This is a genomic window from Parendozoicomonas sp. 209JJ7-1 (assembly GCF_058147085.1).
This window is the reverse complement of record NZ_JBYVJU010000010.1, coordinates 76,355-94,013: the sequence shown is the minus strand read 5'-3', so window position 1 is coordinate 94,013 and position 17,659 is coordinate 76,355. Positions and strand designations below refer to the sequence as shown.

At 47.0% G+C, this 17,659-nt stretch carries 16 protein-coding genes, 2 tRNA genes and 1 pseudogene; 5 read left to right on the top strand and 14 right to left on the bottom strand.

Going from position 1 to position 17,659, the window contains the following annotated elements:
* Nucleotides 1–442 precede the first annotated feature (442 nt).
* The 3 genes from ACY2RQ_RS11575 (at nt 443) to ACY2RQ_RS11565 (ending at nt 3,225) form a co-directional block, all read left to right on the top strand.
* A complete protein-coding gene (locus ACY2RQ_RS11575; protein WP_490113132.1) occupies nt 443–1,576 on the top strand; it encodes an S-(hydroxymethyl)glutathione dehydrogenase/class III alcohol dehydrogenase in 1,134 nt (377 codons plus the stop codon).
* A 58-nt stretch (nt 1,577–1,634) separates the two neighbouring features.
* On the top strand, nt 1,635–2,489 hold the full coding sequence (gene fghA / locus ACY2RQ_RS11570; protein ID WP_490113131.1) for an S-formylglutathione hydrolase: 855 nt from the start codon (nt 1,635–1,637) through the stop codon (nt 2,487–2,489).
* A gap of 76 nt (nt 2,490–2,565) precedes the next feature.
* A complete protein-coding gene (locus tag ACY2RQ_RS11565; protein ID WP_490113130.1) occupies nt 2,566–3,225 on the top strand; it encodes an XRE family transcriptional regulator in 660 nt (219 codons plus the stop codon).
* An 84-nt stretch (nt 3,226–3,309) separates the two neighbouring features.
* Here the strand turns inward: ACY2RQ_RS11565 and ACY2RQ_RS11560 are convergent, their stop codons facing one another.
* From ACY2RQ_RS11560 to ACY2RQ_RS11540, 5 genes are all read right to left on the bottom strand, one after another.
* The gene (locus tag ACY2RQ_RS11560) at nt 3,310–4,077 is read right to left on the bottom strand and encodes a hypothetical protein (protein ID WP_490113129.1); all 768 of its coding nucleotides are present in this window, start codon (nt 4,075–4,077) and stop codon (nt 3,310–3,312) included.
* Between the two features lie 525 nt (nt 4,078–4,602).
* Entirely contained in the window at nt 4,603–5,370 is a 768-nt protein-coding gene (locus ACY2RQ_RS11555; protein WP_490113128.1) for a hypothetical protein, read from the bottom strand.
* 494 nt (nt 5,371–5,864) lie between these two features.
* Nucleotides 5,865–6,632 (bottom strand): hypothetical protein, encoded by a 768-nt coding sequence (locus ACY2RQ_RS11550; RefSeq protein WP_490113127.1) that lies wholly within the window; start codon nt 6,630–6,632, stop codon nt 5,865–5,867.
* An 80-nt stretch (nt 6,633–6,712) separates the two neighbouring features.
* Nucleotides 6,713–6,874, bottom strand: coding sequence for a DUF7706 family protein (locus ACY2RQ_RS11545; protein ID WP_490113126.1), 162 nt, complete (start codon nt 6,872–6,874; stop codon nt 6,713–6,715).
* 304 nt (nt 6,875–7,178) lie between these two features.
* Nucleotides 7,179–8,030, bottom strand: a complete 852-nt coding sequence (locus ACY2RQ_RS11540; RefSeq protein ID WP_490113125.1) for a PA4780 family RIO1-like protein kinase — start codon at nt 8,028–8,030, stop codon at nt 7,179–7,181.
* 91 nt (nt 8,031–8,121) lie between these two features.
* Between ACY2RQ_RS11540 and ACY2RQ_RS11535 the strand changes: the two genes are divergently transcribed.
* Nucleotides 8,122–8,715, top strand: a complete 594-nt coding sequence (locus tag ACY2RQ_RS11535) for a DUF2780 domain-containing protein (RefSeq protein WP_490113124.1) — start codon at nt 8,122–8,124, stop codon at nt 8,713–8,715.
* A gap of 116 nt (nt 8,716–8,831) precedes the next feature.
* Here ACY2RQ_RS11535 and ACY2RQ_RS11530 read toward each other — a convergent pair whose 3' ends face one another.
* From ACY2RQ_RS11530 to ACY2RQ_RS11515, 4 genes are all read right to left on the bottom strand, one after another.
* Nucleotides 8,832–10,673 carry an aspartate:alanine exchanger family transporter gene (locus ACY2RQ_RS11530; protein ID WP_490113123.1) on the bottom strand — a complete coding sequence of 614 codons (1,842 nt, stop codon included), beginning with the start codon at nt 10,671–10,673 and terminating at the stop codon, nt 8,832–8,834.
* Nucleotides 10,674–10,733: 60 nt separating this feature from the next.
* Nucleotides 10,734–12,164, bottom strand: a complete 1,431-nt coding sequence (gad, locus tag ACY2RQ_RS11525; RefSeq protein ID WP_490113122.1) for a glutamate decarboxylase — start codon at nt 12,162–12,164, stop codon at nt 10,734–10,736.
* 179 nt (nt 12,165–12,343) lie between these two features.
* On the bottom strand, nt 12,344–14,143 hold the full coding sequence (locus ACY2RQ_RS11520; protein WP_490113121.1) for a glycosyl hydrolase family 18 protein: 1,800 nt from the start codon (nt 14,141–14,143) through the stop codon (nt 12,344–12,346).
* Between the two features lie 371 nt (nt 14,144–14,514).
* Complete coding sequence (locus ACY2RQ_RS11515) at nt 14,515–15,087, bottom strand: HD domain-containing protein (protein ID WP_490113120.1); 573 nt, start codon at nt 15,085–15,087, stop codon at nt 14,515–14,517.
* Nucleotides 15,088–15,312: 225 nt separating this feature from the next.
* On the opposite strand from ACY2RQ_RS11515, the pseudogene ACY2RQ_RS11510 reads away from it, so the two are divergent.
* A pseudogene (locus ACY2RQ_RS11510) lies at nt 15,313–15,684 on the top strand (IS3 family transposase); the annotation flags it as partial.
* A gap of 98 nt (nt 15,685–15,782) precedes the next feature.
* Here the strand turns inward: ACY2RQ_RS11510 and ACY2RQ_RS11505 are convergent.
* From ACY2RQ_RS11505 to ACY2RQ_RS11485, 5 genes are all read right to left on the bottom strand, one after another.
* A tRNA-Phe gene (locus ACY2RQ_RS11505) sits at nt 15,783–15,858 on the bottom strand.
* Between the two features lie 31 nt (nt 15,859–15,889).
* Nucleotides 15,890–15,965: transfer RNA gene (locus ACY2RQ_RS11500), tRNA-Phe, on the bottom strand.
* Nucleotides 15,966–16,089: 124 nt separating this feature from the next.
* Nucleotides 16,090–16,362, bottom strand: coding sequence for an oxidative damage protection protein (locus ACY2RQ_RS11495; RefSeq protein WP_490113119.1), 273 nt, complete (start codon nt 16,360–16,362; stop codon nt 16,090–16,092).
* Nucleotides 16,363–16,444: 82 nt separating this feature from the next.
* On the bottom strand, nt 16,445–17,011 hold the full coding sequence (locus ACY2RQ_RS11490; RefSeq protein WP_490113118.1) for a hypothetical protein: 567 nt from the start codon (nt 17,009–17,011) through the stop codon (nt 16,445–16,447).
* Between the two features lie 106 nt (nt 17,012–17,117).
* Nucleotides 17,118–17,624: a hypothetical protein gene (locus ACY2RQ_RS11485; protein ID WP_490113117.1), complete on the bottom strand. Its 507-nt coding sequence runs from the start codon at nt 17,622–17,624 to the stop codon at nt 17,118–17,120.
* Nucleotides 17,625–17,659: the final 35 nt, after the last annotated feature.

The window sequence follows — 17,659 nt, the reverse complement described above, 5'->3', positions numbered from 1 at the left end:
ACGGATCATCGGTATGAACGGCGCTGTAGCAATTTGTAGTTATTGTCTTGCAGCTATTTTCAACAGCTTCCTGCCAGATAGGCAGTGAAGAGTATAGATACAGTGGAGTCTATGCATTACTCCTTGAGTCATTTTTGTCTCAAAAAGTCTTTCAATCAACCTTTTTTGTATTTCTTCCCATGAAATTGCTGAAAATCTATCTTTTCCGGAGTTATCACTCCATATGGAATTCCTGAACGATGACTACGCAAATATACGCTTTAAGAAAGGGGTGATAGTAAGAAGGAGGTTATACGTTACCCGGAAATCCTGAGTTCGATCATAAAACCTCAACAGGCCCTAAGCAGACATTCTTTGTCTGCATGTTTCGGCAGGAAGGGTGCGGCGTTAAACTAATCTCCAGCCAGACACGCATATCGTCGGATAACCGGGAGAGAAAATAATGAGTGCTGAATTTATAAAATCACGGGCAGCCATTGCCTGGGGGCCTGGAAAACCACTGACCGTTGAAGAAGTTGATGTTATGCCTCCCCAAAAGGGTGAGGTGCTGGTGAAAATAGTGGCGACAGGTGTCTGCCATACTGATGCCTTTACTCTTTCTGGCGAAGACCCGGAAGGTGTTTTCCCCGCAATCCTCGGCCATGAAGGTGCTGGTGTTGTGCAGGCCGTTGGCGAAGGTGTGACCAGCGTTGCTGTTGGCGACCATGTGATTCCCCTGTACACACCGGAATGCGGAGAATGCAGATTCTGTCTGTCGGGAAAAACTAACCTGTGCCAGAAAATCCGGGAAACCCAGGGCAAAGGCCTGATGCCCGACGGTACCACCCGCTTCTTTAAAGATGGAAAACCCATTTTTCACTATATGGGTACATCGACGTTTTCCGAGTACACGGTAATTCCGGAAATCTCCCTGGCTAAAGTTAATCCCCAGGCACCGATGGAAGAGATTTGTCTTCTTGGCTGCGGTGTTACCACCGGTATGGGTGCGGTTCTTAATACAGCGAAAGTACAGGAAGGAGATACGGTTGCTATCTTTGGCCTGGGTGGTATTGGGCTTGCCGCAATTATTGGAGCGGCAATGGCCAAAGCCGGACGGATTATCGGGATTGATATTAATACCAGCAAGTTTGATCTAGCGAAAAAGCTGGGCGTGACTGAATGCATAAATCCGAAGGACTACGACAAGCCTATTCAGGAAGTTATTGTTGAGCTGACTGATGGCGGCGTGGACTTCTCCTTTGAATGTATCGGCAATGTGGATGTTATGCGCTCAGCGCTGGAGTGTTGCCATAAAGGCTGGGGGGAATCTGTAATTATCGGTGTGGCTGGTGCAGGGCAAGAGATTTCTACCCGGCCTTTCCAACTGGTAACCGGAAGGGTCTGGAGAGGTTCCGCTTTTGGTGGTGTAAAAGGCCGTTCCGAGTTGCCGGGTATTGTTGAGCGTTATCTCGCCGGTGAGTTCCCGCTGGATGACTTTATCACCCACACAATGGGCCTGGATGATATTAATAATGCATTTGACCTGATGCATGAAGGCAAAAGCATCCGTTCCGTTATTCATTACAGCCAGTCTTAAATCCATATAGTTTAAATCTGCATAGCTTAAATCCGTATAAAGAGGGGGAGGAAGTCAGGTGAGCCTGGAATGCGTGAGTGAGCAGAAGTGTTTTGGTGGCTGGCATAAACAGTTTACCCATAACTCAGAAGCACTGAACTGTAATATGCGGTTTGCGGTATTCCTTCCTCCCCAGGTTGATATGGGGAAAAAGGTGCCTGTGTTGTACTGGCTGTCCGGCCTGACCTGCACAGATGAAAACTTTATGCAGAAAGCCGGAGCCCTGCGTGCGGCTGCGGAGCTGGGCCTGGCCGTTGTTGCTCCGGATACCAGCCCCAGGGGTAACGAAGTGCCGGATGATAAGGATAAAGGTTGGGATTTCGGCCTTGGTGCAGGCTTTTATGTCAATGCCACGGAAGAGCCATGGAGCCGACACTATCGCATGTATGACTATATTGTGGATGAACTGCCTTTGCTGATAGAGAACAACTTTCCGGTATCTGAGCAACGATGTATCAGTGGTCATTCCATGGGGGGACATGGAGCATTGGTGATTGGCTTAAGAAACTCCGAGCGGTATACATCGGTTTCAGCCTTTAGCCCAATCTGTCACCCTGTTGATTGTCCTTGGGGCGTAAAGGCATTCAGCAATTATCTCGGAGATAACAAAAAAACCTGGATGTGTTACGACAGTGCAGAGCTTGTAAAAGCCAGCCAGGCGGAAAACTTTTTGCCGGTACTGGTAGACCAGGGGGATCAGGATGGTTTTCTTGACAAGCAATTAAAGCCCCAAATTCTGACGGCAGCCGCTAAAGAGAGTGGTTATACCCTGACGGTACGTATGCAGGAAGGCTATGATCATAGCTATTACTTTATCGCCAGCTTTATAGAAGAACATCTGCGTTTCCACGATCAATATATCCGCAACACGTAAATCAACAGTTGAGATACACCGGCCAGAGCTTCCAGTATAATGCTCTGGTCGTTTTCTTCCTGAGTGTACATTGTTCATGTCTACCGCCTTTTCCCGCCGTTTTCAGCAAATAGTTGACCAGCTTGCCGGAGGGAATAAAAAGCAGTTTGCCGAGCAGACCGGTAAATCCGCTTCCCATGTTTATAAAATCTGCCGGGGTATCAGCCGTCCTTCCATGGCGTATCTGGAGTCCCTGTACGATGAGTTCAGAGTTGACCTGAACTGGCTGCTGACAGGCGAACAAAGCGATAACGGTGAAGTTGCCGGACAACGTAAAGTTGGTGAAATCGTCTATGCGCCAGTGTTTGACATTCGGGCCAGTGCCGGTATGGGAGCAGTGGTACAGACAGAAGATGTGACGGACTACTTTGCCTTCCAGAAAAACTTTCTTGCTAACCAGTTAGGCGTTTCTGGGGAGAGTCTGGCGCTGATTACTGTTAGCGGTGACAGTATGTTGCCAACACTCCGCAGTGGTGACCAGGTGCTGGTGGATATGAACCGTAAAACAGTCAATGGCGAAGGTATCTATCTGCTGCACACAGATGATGGTTTGATGGTGAAACGCTTGAAGCAAAAAGTAGATTGCTTGCAGGTGAGCAGTGATAATCCCGACTATCCAAGCTGGGAGGTGAGAAGCTCATCCCCCGGGCAGACACAAATCGTGGGTAAGATCGTCTGGTGTGCCCGGATGATGTGAGGACTTTATACCGATATGTCAGCATGAAGCTTTTGGTGGTACATTCCGGGTTCTGGCAGCGATAGCGTTGAATACCATGTACAGCTAACTGGTTGGGGCTGAAGCTTGACAAACCTGAAGAAACTGAGTGGGTGGGATAACATCAATCTCGGGGTTCGCATCTTTGAATATCATCCATGTGTCGTAATCTAATGCATAGAGTCTTTCCATAGCCTGAAAAACCGTCTCCTCACCCACCCTGACATCAGAGAGTTCTGTCTGTGATCTTAGGGCGAGTTCAGGGTCAACATGCACTTTCCACCCGGAACCCCGGCCTGCCCATTGGACCGCCACATCCCTGCAGGTATCATTACCGCAACCCACAATATAAACGTCTTTTATGTTTTCACGTTTGAATGCGTTATATACTCTCTTCCATGACTTATAGTTAGGATGAGACTCAAAGGTTATTCTTTTAGCTGCGATTCTTGACTGATCCACGTTTGTTAACATAACTTTGAAACGAAACCTGGCAAAATTTTCATCAACAGCTTGCCTGAAAGATTCAACCAGGAATTGATGGGGAGCACTTTCTTCATTAGAAATATTAATATTGAAAAGAGCAAAATAAACACGATTGTTTTCTCTGTAATTTGTTACTAGAGCGGCGATATCTTTCAGTTTTCTTGGGTTCTCCAGAGCTTCAAATATACGTGCATTGGCCGCCTGAACATTCATTATAACTATAGCGACCATATCCGAACCTGGAGTACTCTGTAACTTCTGATCAATGCTTGCCATCATTCTCTCCAGACCCGCTTGTGAATCACAGGAGAACAAACAAAGAAATATGACTGCCTTCCAATTAAACATATCCCGGACCCTGTAAGGGTTGAACAAGACGTTCTGGCTTGTTGCTACTGCCAGGTTGTTTCTCTACATAGTTCCCGTGCTTACATTGGATCCACCCCTTCTCCTCGTTTACCCTGCCCTCGGTCTTCAGAAACTGTCTTTTTGATCATGACTTCTTACCTCCGGACTCACTGCTGCCCAGTTAAGCATAACTCAGCTTCAGGGTTACGTGACTCTAAGAAAAGCCGGCCCTTTTTACCTAGGGGCTGTTCCTTGCTCGACAGGTGACGTTCAACCTTCTGAAACTGGACACCTCAGTAAAAACAGGTATCGAGAATAATCGGAAAACCTGTGTCTGGAGTGAAGAATACATGATCTGTGATATTAGTTGTCACTGATATAAAAGGTGAGCTTGGTACTGAAAGAAAGAAATGTAATTTCCGCTTTCATCAAGGCGGTGTCGCACGTTTTGAGCGGGGGAGCTTTGCTCTCTACAGCGGGAGCATTCCGGGTTCTGGCAGCGATAGCGTTGAATACCATGTACAGCTAACTGGTTGGGGCTGAAATTTGACAAGCCTGAAGAAACTGAGTGGGTGGGATAACATCAATCTCGGGGTTCGCATCTTTGAATATCATCCATGTGTCGTAATCTAATGCATAGAGTCTTTCCATAGCCTGAAAAACCGTCTCCTCACCCACCCTGACATCAGAAAGTTCTATCTGTGATCTTAAGGCGAGTTCAGGGTCAACATGCACTTCCCACCTGGAACCCCGGCCTGCCCATTGGACCGCCACATCCCTGCAGGTATCATTACCGCAACCCACAATATAAAGGTCTTTTATTTTTTCATATCTGAATGCCTCATATACTCTCTTCCATGAATGATAGTCAGGATGAGATTCAAACCTTATTCTTGTAGTTGCAATTCTTGTCTGATCCACGTTCGTTAACATAACCCTGAAACGATACCTGAAAAAATTGTCATCAACAGCTTGCCTGAGAGATTCAACCAGGGATTCATGGGGAGCACTTTCTTCATTAGAAATATTAACATTGAAAAGAGCAAAATAAACACGATCATTTTCTCTGTAATTTGTTATTAGAGCGGCGATATCTTTCAGTTTTCTTGGGTTCTCCAGAGCTTTAAATATACGTGCATTGGCCGCCTGAACATTCATTATAACTATAGCGACCCTATCCGAACCTGGAGTACTTTGTAACTTCTGATCAATGCTTGCTATTATGCTCTCCAGACCCGCTTGTGAATCACAGGAGAACAAACAAAGAAATATGACTGCCTTCCAATTAAACATATCCCGGGCCCTGTAAGGGTTGAGCAAGGAATTCTGGCTTGTTACCACTGCCAGGCTGTTTCTCCACATAGATCCCGTGCTTACATTGGATCCATCCCTTCTCCTCGTTTACCCTGCCCTCGGTCTTCAGAAACTGTCTTTTTGATCATGACTTCTTACCTCCGGACTCACTGCTGCCCAGTTAAGCATAACTCGGCTTCAGGGTTACGTGATTCTAAGAAAAGCTGGCCCTTTTTACCTAAGAAACTGTCTAAAAAAGTAGTGCATTCAAAGACAAATTCTTGAAAACAGACCTTTTTGTAGCTGTCCCTTGCTCGACAGGTGACGCTCAACCTTCTGAAACTGGATACCTCAGTAAAAGCATGTATCGAGAATAAGCGGAAACCCTGTGTCTGAAGTGAAACCAGAGCATCCCCCATAAAAGCGGGGGCTTTGTTCTCTGCAGCAGGAACATTCCGGGTTCTGGCAGCGATAGCGTTGAATACCATGTACAGCTAACTGGTTGGGGCTGAAGCTTGACAAGACTGAAGAAACTGTGTGGGTGGGATAACATCAATCTCGGGGTTCTCAGCTTTGAACATTATCCATGTGTCGTAATCTAATGCATAGAGTCTTTCCATAGCCTGAAAAACCGTCTCCTCACCCACCCTGACATCAGAGAGTTCTGTCTGTGATCTTAAGGCGAGTTCAGGGTCAATATGCACTTTCCACTTGTGTTTCCGGCCTGCCCATTGGACCGCCACATCCCTGCAGGTATCATTACCGCAACCCACAATATAAATGTCTTTTATGTTTTCACGTGTGAATGCAACATGTACTCTCTTCCATGACATATAGTTAGGATGAGATTCAAAGGATATTCTTGTAGCTGCAATTCTTGACTGGTCAACGTTTGTTAACATAACTTTGAAACGAAACCTGGCAAAATTTTCATCAACAGCTTGCCTGAAAGATTCAACCAGGAATTGATGGGGAGCACTTTCTTCATTAGAAATATTAATATTGAAAAGAGCAAAATAAACACGATCATTTTCTCTGTAATTTGTTACTAGAGCGGCGATATCTTTCAGTTTTCTTGGGTTCTCCAGAGCTTCAAATATACGTGCATTGGCCGCCTGAACATTCATTATAACTATAGCGACCCTATCCGAACCTGGAGTACTCTGTAACTTCTGATCAATGCTTGCCATCATTCTCTCCAGACCCGCTTGTGAATCACAGGAGAACAAACAAAGAAATATGACTGCCTTCCAATTAAACATATCCCGGGCCCTGTAAGGGTTGAACAAGACGTCCTGGCTTGTTGCCACTGCCAGATTGTTTCTCCACATAAATCCCGTGCTTACATTGGATCCATTCCCTTCTCCCTCACAGCCATAAGCCTGTCCCGCATCCTGTACGCCTTCTCCTCGTTTACTCTGCCCTCGGTCTTCAGAAACTGCCCCAGACTCCAGGCTTCCTGTTCGGTTAATTCTACGGTGATAGAAACTGTCTTTTTGCTCATGACTTCTTACCTCCGGACTCACTGCTGTGCGGTTAAGCATAACTCAGCTTCAGGGTCACGTGATTCTGAGACAAATCAGCCCCTTTTACCTAATAAACTGTCTGAAAAGTAGTGTATTCAAAGACAAATTCTTGAAAACAGGCCTTTTTGTAGCTGTCCCTCATACGAAGGACATTAAGCATACTCCATAGCCACCAAACCAAGAGCTGTTCGCCCGGTTACCGTCCAGCAAAGCCAGCACGACATTGCCATACAGGTGTGCCCCATAAGCAGGTATTGAACAAAATTGCAGTGTTAATTTGAATTAATCGTTATCACCTTTTAAACGCTCCTGGCGTGCCTCCTCTTCCGCAATTACAGCCTGGATATCTATGAGCATGGCATCAAGATCTGCTCTCTCAGTGCTTTCCTCGAAAAATCCAGTGAGTTCGGTCTGCTCCGTTAACTGGCTGTTTTCAAACAGTTCCCACATTTCACTGGCGTAACGGGTCTGCAGCAGTTCCGGAGCAAACTGGCCGTAATACTGAGTGATGTTTCTTACATCCCTTTCCAGCATGGATTTGGCATTGTTATTGGAGGCCGCGTCTACGGCCTGGGGCAGGTCGATAATCACCGGGCCATCTTCAGCCATAAGCACATTAAATTCTGAAAGATCACCATGAACCAGCCCTGCGCACAGCATACGCATAACGTAGGTCATCATGATGGTATGATCCTGTTTCGCCTGTTCAGCGGACAGGGTGATGTCATTCAGGCGGGGCGCCACATCGCCGTCTTCATCAACCACCAGTTCCATCAGCAGAACACCGTCTACACAGTCATAGGGTTTGGGAACCCGAACCCCTGCGCTGGCAAGTTTAAAGAGGGCATCAACTTCGGCGGACTGCCAGATATCTTCCTGCTGCTGGCGACCATATCTGGAGCCTTTCTCCATGGCTCTGGCGCGGCGGCTGTTTCTGACCTTGCGGCCTTCCTGATATTTAACCGCTTGTTTGAAGCTGCGCTTGGCAGCTTCTTTGTAGACTTTGGCGCAGCGAATCTCATCACCGCAGCGAACAACATAAACATCAGCTTCCTTACCACTCATTAACCGGCGCAGAACTTCATTTATAAGCCCTGCATCCATAAGAGGGCGTAATCTTTTTGGTACTTTCATGCTCTTTTTTTATCTTATTTCAGTAAAAAATAACAGCAATAAGAGTTCGCTCTTGTTAAGGTACTTGAAATAACAATGACAAGAATGAGTGATGAAGAAAAACATTATTGCCCTTGCCTTCTCTTTGACTGTATCAACTTCCGTCCAGGCTGCTTTCTGGGATTCCTGGTTTGGTGACACACCAAAAGAGACTGCTTCAGCAGAGGCTACAACAGCTCCCGCGAAAACCGTAACAAAGGCTGCCGTCAATGCGGGCAAACAGATTATCGCAGACTTGATTCCCACAGTGACTGAACAGCTGGGCGTCTCCCGGGTACAGGCCAATGGCGGTATGGGAGCGATTTTTGAGGTGGCGAAAAAGAACCTGAGTGTTGAAGACTTCTCCCAGTTAAGCCAATCCATTCCTGATATGAGCAGCTTGCTGGCTTCGGCACCCCAATTGGAGGGAAGTCAGGCAGATAGTCCACTGGGTGGTTTGCTTGCCCAGGCAGGTTCTGTTGGCAAGGCGTTAAATGAACTTTCCCAGTTGAAAGCCAAGTTTGAGGCTTTGGGGCTGAATACCGAGATGATGGGGAAGTTTGCCAGCATCGCTATTGAGTATCTTCAGAATGCTGATGAGCAAAGTGGTGCTGAGTTGTTGCAGAAGGGCCTGGGAGTATTGATGGGCAAAGGCAAAGAGGTTTGATCAGACTTTGTGTTCTTACCTCGAACAGTACTCGCCCCAAACAGTTAGCTCGCAGATGTCCATCTGTCAGAGGATTTGCAATGCATTGTTTTTGGCGAGTTTGTCTGAATTACCCGTTATGAGAAGATCATCGCAATATATCCAAGAATAAGCACTATGGCTGATGTCAGGGCATAAGGGACAGGGTACCCAATGGCTGCAATGGCACTTTCTGAAATGGTCTGAATACCATTGAGGCCCGGTGTGCTGTTTCGGGAACCGGAACAGGCTCCGGCCAGGATAACCGGGTTCATCCTGCGGATATAGTAACCATACAACCAGGAAATAAACGGCGGAATCAACGCGCCAGCCATACCCAGAACGGCTATCCATATTACCACTGTTCCCTGGAATGAATTCAGAATCTTGGGGCCGATGGAAGATGCCAGAACAGAGACAAACATGGACAAGCCAATATCATTAATAAAAGCCCGTGCCCCTTCACTGGTGGGCCCGCCCAGGCTTGGATTGCGGGTACGCATCCAGGACACCAGAATACCCATCAGCATACATCCCGCCGATGTGCCCAAAGCGAATGGAATTCCTTTCAGCGTAACACTGAGGTGCCCGGCCAGATAACCAGCGATCAGGGCGAGGGACATAAAGGAAACCTCCGTATAGGAGCTTTCTACAACAGGAGTTCCGTCCAACATTTTTGCAACCCGGTTAATACACGTCTCTGGGCCAATAAGACGCAAGACATCTCCGGTCTCAACGACAGTGTCTGGCAGGTGAGGCTCAGGAACACCGGAACGGAACACGGCCTTGATACTTACGCCAAATCCGATGACCTCTTCCAGCTGAAGAAGAGTTTTGCCATGTATGCTTTTCGAGCCGATATGAATATCCGCGACTTCTACGCTGATAGTGCGTACACGGGGTTCATCCACCTCATGGCCAGCAACCTGACTTTCTTTGAGTAAATCACTGTATTCGCCCATGATGCCGATGATGTCCCCCATTTCGAGCATGGAATCATCCTTGGCTTCCATAACCTGATCGTCCCGAAGAATCCTGAGAATGCTGGCGTCGGGGCAGTATTGGTGGATTTTGGCGACAGGTTTGCCTGTTAGTTCTGCGTGTTCAACAAGGAAAGATCGTATTTGCTGGTCGGAGAGCCCCAGGGCCGATGATCCTACTGTTCCCGGGAGGGCTTCCCTGTCACTGCCAAATGAGGCTTCGGCTTCCCTGGCAGATTGAACAGGGTCGTGACCAAACATGGTTGGCAAATATTTAATGAGCAGGATGATAAATATTGATGAGAGTACATAACTCACGGCATAACCGGCTGCCATATTCGCTCCCACAATATCCGCCGTAAATCCGGCGGGCATTGTAAAGGCACCAGTGCTGACAGCGTTCTGCGCGACACCAAGAACTGCCGTAACGGTATAGCTTCCTGAAATAATTCCTGCGGCGTATCCCGGAGCCAGACCAGCCAGTTTGGAGCCGAAGAAAACTATCAGGAAGTTGGTGAAAACGGTGATAAGCCCAATAACAAAGAAGTCCCAGCCTCCACGTTTAAACCCGGAGAAAAACTGGGGGCCAACCCTTAAACCCAGGGCATACATAAACATCATAAGAGCAATGTCTTCTATTAATCCGGGAATATGGAACTTGACCCCAAACAGGGTGCTGGCAGCCAGTGAAATGGCAATGCCTGTAACCAGCGTGCCTGCTGTTGAACCAAGGTTAATACCATGAACGGTCACCCGTCCAAGGGGGTAGCCAATCGCCATGGAGAGGAACAGATAGGCAAAAGGATTATGGCTTAGCCATGCAAAGGACGAATGTCCGATAGATGTTTCTGCCGCGCAGGCAGTTTGGACGAAGAGACAGGATAAAGAGATCAGGCTGCCCAGTGCCAGAGGCCATATTCGTATGGGCCAGGCGCACTGATGAACAAAGCTGGTAAGCATTGGAGCACCCTCTTTCGCAAGAATGGTTAACTGAAGAACTAATGTGTCTGCGAACAGTATCTAGCCGTGCTTGAAACTGCCGGAGTCTTTTTCATTGCTCTTGTTAACGACAGGGTGACGCTCAAAATGCCTGATAGAACGATAAAGGTCGTCTATCAACAGGTTGGCGAGGTCACGGCTGAAACCATGACGGATGAGAATGCGCATAATCACCAGATCTTCACGATTCGGAGGCATAGAGTAGGCCGCAATCTGCCAGCCACGGCTGCGGATACGATCTGACAAGTCATATAAATTAAAACCAGGGTCGGTGTTTTTTTTAAGGGACCAGCTAACCGCCGGAATACCTCCCTGGCCTTTATAAATAATATCGAACAAGCCGATACGATTTATTTCCTCAGCAAGGTAATTGGCGGTGTCATAACAAGCCTGGTGTATACGACGATAGCCCTCTTTTCCAAGGCGCAGGAAATTATAATACTGGGCAATAATCTGGCCGCCAGGACGGGAGAAGTTGAGGGCAAAGGTGGGCATGTTTCCACCCAGATAATTAACGGAGAAAACCAGGTCTTCCGGTAGATCGACTTTGTCTCGCCAGATAATCCAGCCTACACCCAGTGGCGCGAGGCCGAATTTATGCCCCGAAGCGTTAATTGATTTGACCCTTGGTAAACGGAAATCCCAAACCAGGTCCGGCTCAACAAAAGGCGCGAGAAATGCGCCGCTGGCGCCGTCTACATGGACAGGAATGTTCAGCCCGGAATACTCCTGCAGCTTATCCAGGGCTTCGCAGACCTTCTGCACAGGCTCATACTGGCAGGTAAACGTAACCCCCAGAGTTGGTACAACGCCAATTGTATTTTCGTCGCAGCGTTTGATGACTTCTTCTGGGGTCATCAGTAAACGATCCCCCTGCAGGGGGATCTCACGCAGTTCCACGTCCCAGTAGCGGGTGAATTTGTGCCAGCAGACCTGGACAGGGCCGGTTATAAGGTTTGGCTTATCTGTTGGCTTCCCCTGTGCCCGCATTTTTTCCCGCCACCGCCACTTCATCGCCAGACCGCCCAGCATAGCAGCTTCGCTTGACCCTGTTGTCGAACAACCCATGGTATTGGTGGATTCGGGTGAGCTCCACAAATCTGCAAGCATGTGTACACAGCGTGATTCAATTGCCGCGCTTTGTGGATACTCATCCTTATCGATCATATTTTTATCGATACACTCATCCATCAGGCGGTGCACATGATCGTCAAGCCAGGTCTGGCAGAAGGTGGCAAGGTTCTGGCGGGAGTTGCCGTCCAGCATCAGTTCATCATGAATAATCTGGAAAGCATGTTCCGCTATCTGTTCATCGTTGGGCAAACGATACTTCGGCAGGGCAACAGCCAGGTTGCTTGATGCATAGATATCATCACTTAATTCATTGCGAATTGTGTCTTTCTCATGACAGGGCATAGGAACTACTCCATGCTGAAAACAGACTTGGGTCATTTTCTGAAAATCAGCTGTTTATGCCTAGAAAATTGACCATTGAGTAGTGGGTAGAATTGTCCACTGGCATCTCAGTATAGTCACCTGAGAAGTGACAGCAGGCTGTGAACACCAGAGCCAGAGAGCTTTTTACAAGGTTTTACAGCCCCCGTGACTTACAACATCATCCACAGTATTTTTCACTTCAGCGGTTCAAGGCTACAAGTGCCAATGCCTAAACGGGGCATGAATATTGAAACATGGTAGTCTTGTGAAAAGTAAAAGCTGCCACAGCTGGCTGCAGGCCCGAGGGCATAAGTTTTCCAGCTGACTGATACTACTTGATTGATTAATTGTGCCGTTGACGGGATGGTGTTGGGTCCAAGTGTATAACTGTTGCCTGGGGCAAGATAACCTCCATATGTCAGACTGACACCTGATTTCGTTGTGAATGTTACTGAGCCTATTCCCAGATCTCCTATAGTTCCTGTATTGGATATTTCCAACTTAAAAGGCTTCGGGGGAGGGGTCCAGTTACCGTATGCTGTTGTAGCATTACTTGTATCTTTTTCAGACCATATTGTTTCTTTTAAACCTTCTTTCAATAAATTTTTAACAATGTAATGATAGGAAAAAGAACCAGAACAAGAAGCTCCACTGATTGGTAAGCCTGTTTCACACTCTTTAGCATCCAGATCTCCTGGTACAATTTTGCTTGATGCGGTGACAAGAGAAAACAAACCGGAATACTGACCTTTGCTAATATCAGCCAAAGCGCGCCCATATGCCGGGATTCCTAAACTTATATGAGAGACTGGAACGCCGGCATCGAGCAGTGCAACTAATGATTTATCAATACTAAACTTATTTTCAGTTGAAAAAGGGTCTTCAGGTGAGGTTTGTAAATAGAGATTGGTTAAGAACCCCGTATGATTATCAACACCACCTGTTGCATAATCAAATGCGCCGTGGAAGTCATAAGTCATCAGGTTGATTCTTGTGGCATTTTCAGAAATCTTTTTTAAAGCACCTGGAGTAAAATTATCTCTTATATAAGTTGGGGAAGATAACATCGTTACAGAAATTAATTTTTCGGGTAAGGCTTCATGCAATGCTTCCACCAAATCAGCGTAATCGTTTGACTGTTCTTTGGTCATGTGGGGGTTTTCATAATCCAAATCAATGCCATCCAGTCTGTAATGTTCAATGATTGCCTTGGCTGAATGAATAAAGTTATCTACATATTTTTGATTTTTGAAAACATCTTCAAAAGTGCTATCGTGGGCATAACCACCTACAGAAATAATACGCTTTAATTCTTTATGAGTTTTGTTAAGGTTGGCAAAAGCCTCAAAATTCCCCATTGAAGCTGCGGGTTGTTTTTTTTGCTGTAAAAAAGCATACCAGCAGGTCATTTTATTATCATCTGAACAAAAACTATCTCCTGGGGATAAGTCTGCCCATGGGTCGTTAAAATAAAGTGTGCCCGGTTTCGCCCTTGCAACTTTAGAGTTGGCAGGTATGGCTTCCAGAAAAGCGTAAGCAAGGATGGAAATATTTTTGAGTTTTCCATCCATATCTTTATTATTTGCTTTATTTCCAGCAAACGTGCTGCCGGAAATGCTATATGGAAGTGTAACTTGAGCACGTCCAGTTGTGTATACACTCCAATCAGTCCAATACGCCATAACGGATGCATGGGGCTCAGCATTTTTCTTTAAAGCATCCAGAAGAGAATGTTTATCTCCAGACGGCATGTCACCACTGATTTCCCATAGGGTATATCCGGCTACCTTATGGCTGTTGCCATAATGTACCAGACTTTTGACATTGTCTGGAGATGAATAAGAAATAAACATGTCGTTTATTTTTGCATAAGAACTGCCGATAAATATAAAAGTGATTAATGTTATTATTTTAAATAAAGAATCAATGTGATGTGATAGATTAATTTTCACATCGAAAATTTCTCTTATCGAAGAATATTGTTGTAAGAACATCTCTCGTTACCCGCCACTAATGATCTTTTATATAAAAAACCAAAAACGACGGCGTTTGGCACACATGACATACTAGAGCCACTGAGTCGATCATAAAATTTCAACAGGCCCTAACGCATCTATACCCAAACGAGTCGTTCAACCCATGTAGCACAGAGTGTAGTAAGCAGGCACTTCAGTGGCAAAGTTCCAGCGAACGAATAGTGTTGTGGTATATAGTTGTCGTATATTTCCTTGTATTTTGGACTCTTTCCCTGATCGAATAGACAGCTTAACCACTACGGAGTAGCAAACATTCTTTGCCGGTTTCACCAAATTTGCTCAGGCGGATTTCTCAGCCACAGCACCTAACCAGAAATGGGCGGGAGATATCACTCACTCAGGTACAGCGACTTTTTCGGTTTGGCAAAAACACGCTCAACCATGGGAATGAAAAATGCCAGGGGCTCACTGTCGTAATCCGGATCAAAGCAATTCTGGTCGTATTTATGACAAAATTCCTCGCAGGCCCGGTAGTAGGAATGGTCCTTGAATTCATCCCGGACGTCGCGGTTTAACCCGAGGTGCTGGAAGAAATAATAGCCCTGGAAAATGCCGTGGTGTTTGACGATCCAATGGTTTTCTTCGGATACATAAGGCTCCAGGATGACGGCGGCCACGTCGGCATGGTTGGCGGGGCCCAGAGTATCGCCGATATCGTGCAACAAGGCACAAACCACGTATTCCTCATCACGGCCGTCACGATGGGCGCGGGTTGCAGACTGCAGGCAATGAGTGAGGCGGTCGACGGTAAAACCGCCATAGTCGCCGTCCAGTAGCTGTAAATGCGCAATAATGCGCTGGGGTAGTTCTGCGGCGAGGCCCATCATATGTTCGCCGATCACTTGCCATTCTTCAGCGGTTGACTCGCTCATCGCTTTGAATGTGGCTTGTTGTTCTGTCATAGCATCCTCCAGTGTTATGTCAGTGGTTCGCTTGATGAAACCGTCAGGGCAACGATTTCATCACCGGGGCTTCCGGCGGCCCTTATTGCTTGAATCCAGCCTGGATTATTGCTTTGGCTGATTATACAAGGATCAGTTTGACAGCAATAGCCAGCGTAGTCAGCACGATCAAGGGTTTCACGATCGTGGCACCCCATGCGATCACCAGGTTCGAGCCGAGCCGCGAGCCGGGCACCCACCACCCTTGTCTGTAATGCCTTGAATATGGCGCTCTAGCGGCGCAAATTCCCGGAAGGCGTTATCTTCCACAGTGACCGTAGCAGCCAGTAGTGCTCTGACGCATTCAAGAGTTTGCTGAAACAACATAGCCTGTTACAAAGCATGAGCCGCAAGGGCAACTGTTGGGACAATGCCTGCGTGGAAAGCTTCTTTCATTCATTAAAGGCAGAAGCCGTGTTTTATGAACCGATGATGAATCGTGAACAAATACGACAGGCTGTGTTTGAATACATTGAAGTCGATTATAATCGCGTACGTCGGCACAGTTCTTTGGACTATCACAGTCCAGAGAAGTACGAGCTGGTAAAGTTAGCTTAAAGTGGTGTCCATTTTCACTGCCTCACATCACAACGAAAAAGGCCCCGGAGCAAAAATGCTTCGGGGCCTTACTTTCTTGAGCCGCTCAGGGCTGAATATGGTGCCTAGGGACAGAATCGAACTGCCGACACGCGGATTTTCAATCCGCTGCTCTACCAACTGAGCTACCCAGGCTTAGGCTGTTTTATCGCAGGGAGAGGAGAAATGGTGCCTAGGGACAGAATCGAACTGCCGACACGCGGATTTTCAATCCGCTGCTCTACCAACTGAGCTACCCAGGCTCTGCGATAAGTGCGAGCGTATTAAACTGTTTTCGTTTTGCAGAGTCAACACCCGCACACGAGATTTGCAGCATCATAGCCTGAATTGGGAAGAATGTTTCGTTTTCCCCTGTAAATCAGCAGGTTATTTGGTTTCTGGTACGTAGCCTTCAGCCTGATCGTAGTCATCGCCCTTCAGGAACTTGTCCATCTGCTCGCTCAGGTACTTGCGTGCATCTTTGTCGATCAGGCTGAGATGCTTCTCGTTAATCAGGCGGGTCTGGTGTTCCTGCCACATATTCCAGGCTTCCTGGGAGATGTTTTCGTAAACCCACTGACCTTTTGCCCCGGGCATTGGGGGAACGGTCAGGCCATCGGCTTCGACACCAAGTTTTACGCAGAGAACTTTCCGGGCCATGTTTTAACTCCGTGAATTATCCCGGCAATAGTAACCTGTATTGATCGGTTGCGGGAGTGAGTTGGAGCTTTGGGCAAAGTGGTTAACGGGCATAGAGCTCAATTGGCCAGTAGCACTTGTAGGTTGTGCGCAGTGTGCTTCCTGTGCCTGTTTCAGACCTCGTGCAGCAATTAGCCGGGGCTGTGGTGATCGGGCCATCTGTACACTGGGAGTAATTTATATAGGCAAGCCCTTTAAGGGTCGATGGGTTGTTGCCCGGAACAAGGCTCACCATCATTTGCTCCGTTACGCTGTTGGCCCAGATATCCATTATATAATTGTGGTTGTTTACCCAGATAAAAACGGCGGCTCGTACATAGTCAGGAGCACCATTGAAACTCCCTACAAATTCATACTGCCCTTTTGGTATCTGTGTCAGAGGCATGTAAGGATCAGGGAAAACAGGATGGGTGGTATTTTCCCTTGTTTCTGCTCCCCATAAGAAACCTGTGTTTATTTTCCCATCGGTGAAATTCCCAAGGTAAACCTCTGTGGTAATTTCTGCCTTATTCTCCGGCATGGATGAAAATAAAAACGGCGGAAACATAAGTGTCAATGAGAAGGGGAGTAACACTATAAGAGCAGCTTTTGGAAGAACATTTGTGCTCATAGAACACCTGTAGAATATCGGCCTGGTTGGTTAGTCGTGAAATATAGCTCTTGCAGGTGCAGAAGGTAGTTTTTAATGAAAGCCGATCATAAAACCTCAACAGGTTCTAATAATTGCTGAGGGTGGTCTGAATATCTGTTTCGTCACACTTAGCCGGTTTAGTGCCATCGTAACGAATGTTGGCGTTGAGGCTTCCGCAGTGAAATACCAGCTCCTCATTATCAATGGCCCAGCCGAGGGTCAGCATTCGGTGATGGACGTTGTTATTGTTCAGAACCTTTTTTGATACTCCAATGGCGTAGAAGGCATATCCTGGTTCGTCTCCTGGTCCCGGCATACGGTAAAAACGCCGTTGTTCGATGACTGTGCCATTATCAAAGGAAACATTTTTTGTAGAGCTTAAGCCCCGGATTTCCACGGGGAGGCTACCTGTCAGCGAGTAATGACTTTTCACTTCATGTTTTGCGAAAGCCATCTCATTCAGTATTTCCGAGAGGTAACCCCGCTCTTTATTGCCCTGAAAGTAGCTCACAACTGCACCGGCCAGTATGCCGAGTACAGCTAAAGCAACCAACGCTTCCAGAAGCCCCCATCCCTGAGCAGCCTGCTTCATACAGTTCCTGCTTAATGCTTACACCTGTTACCAGA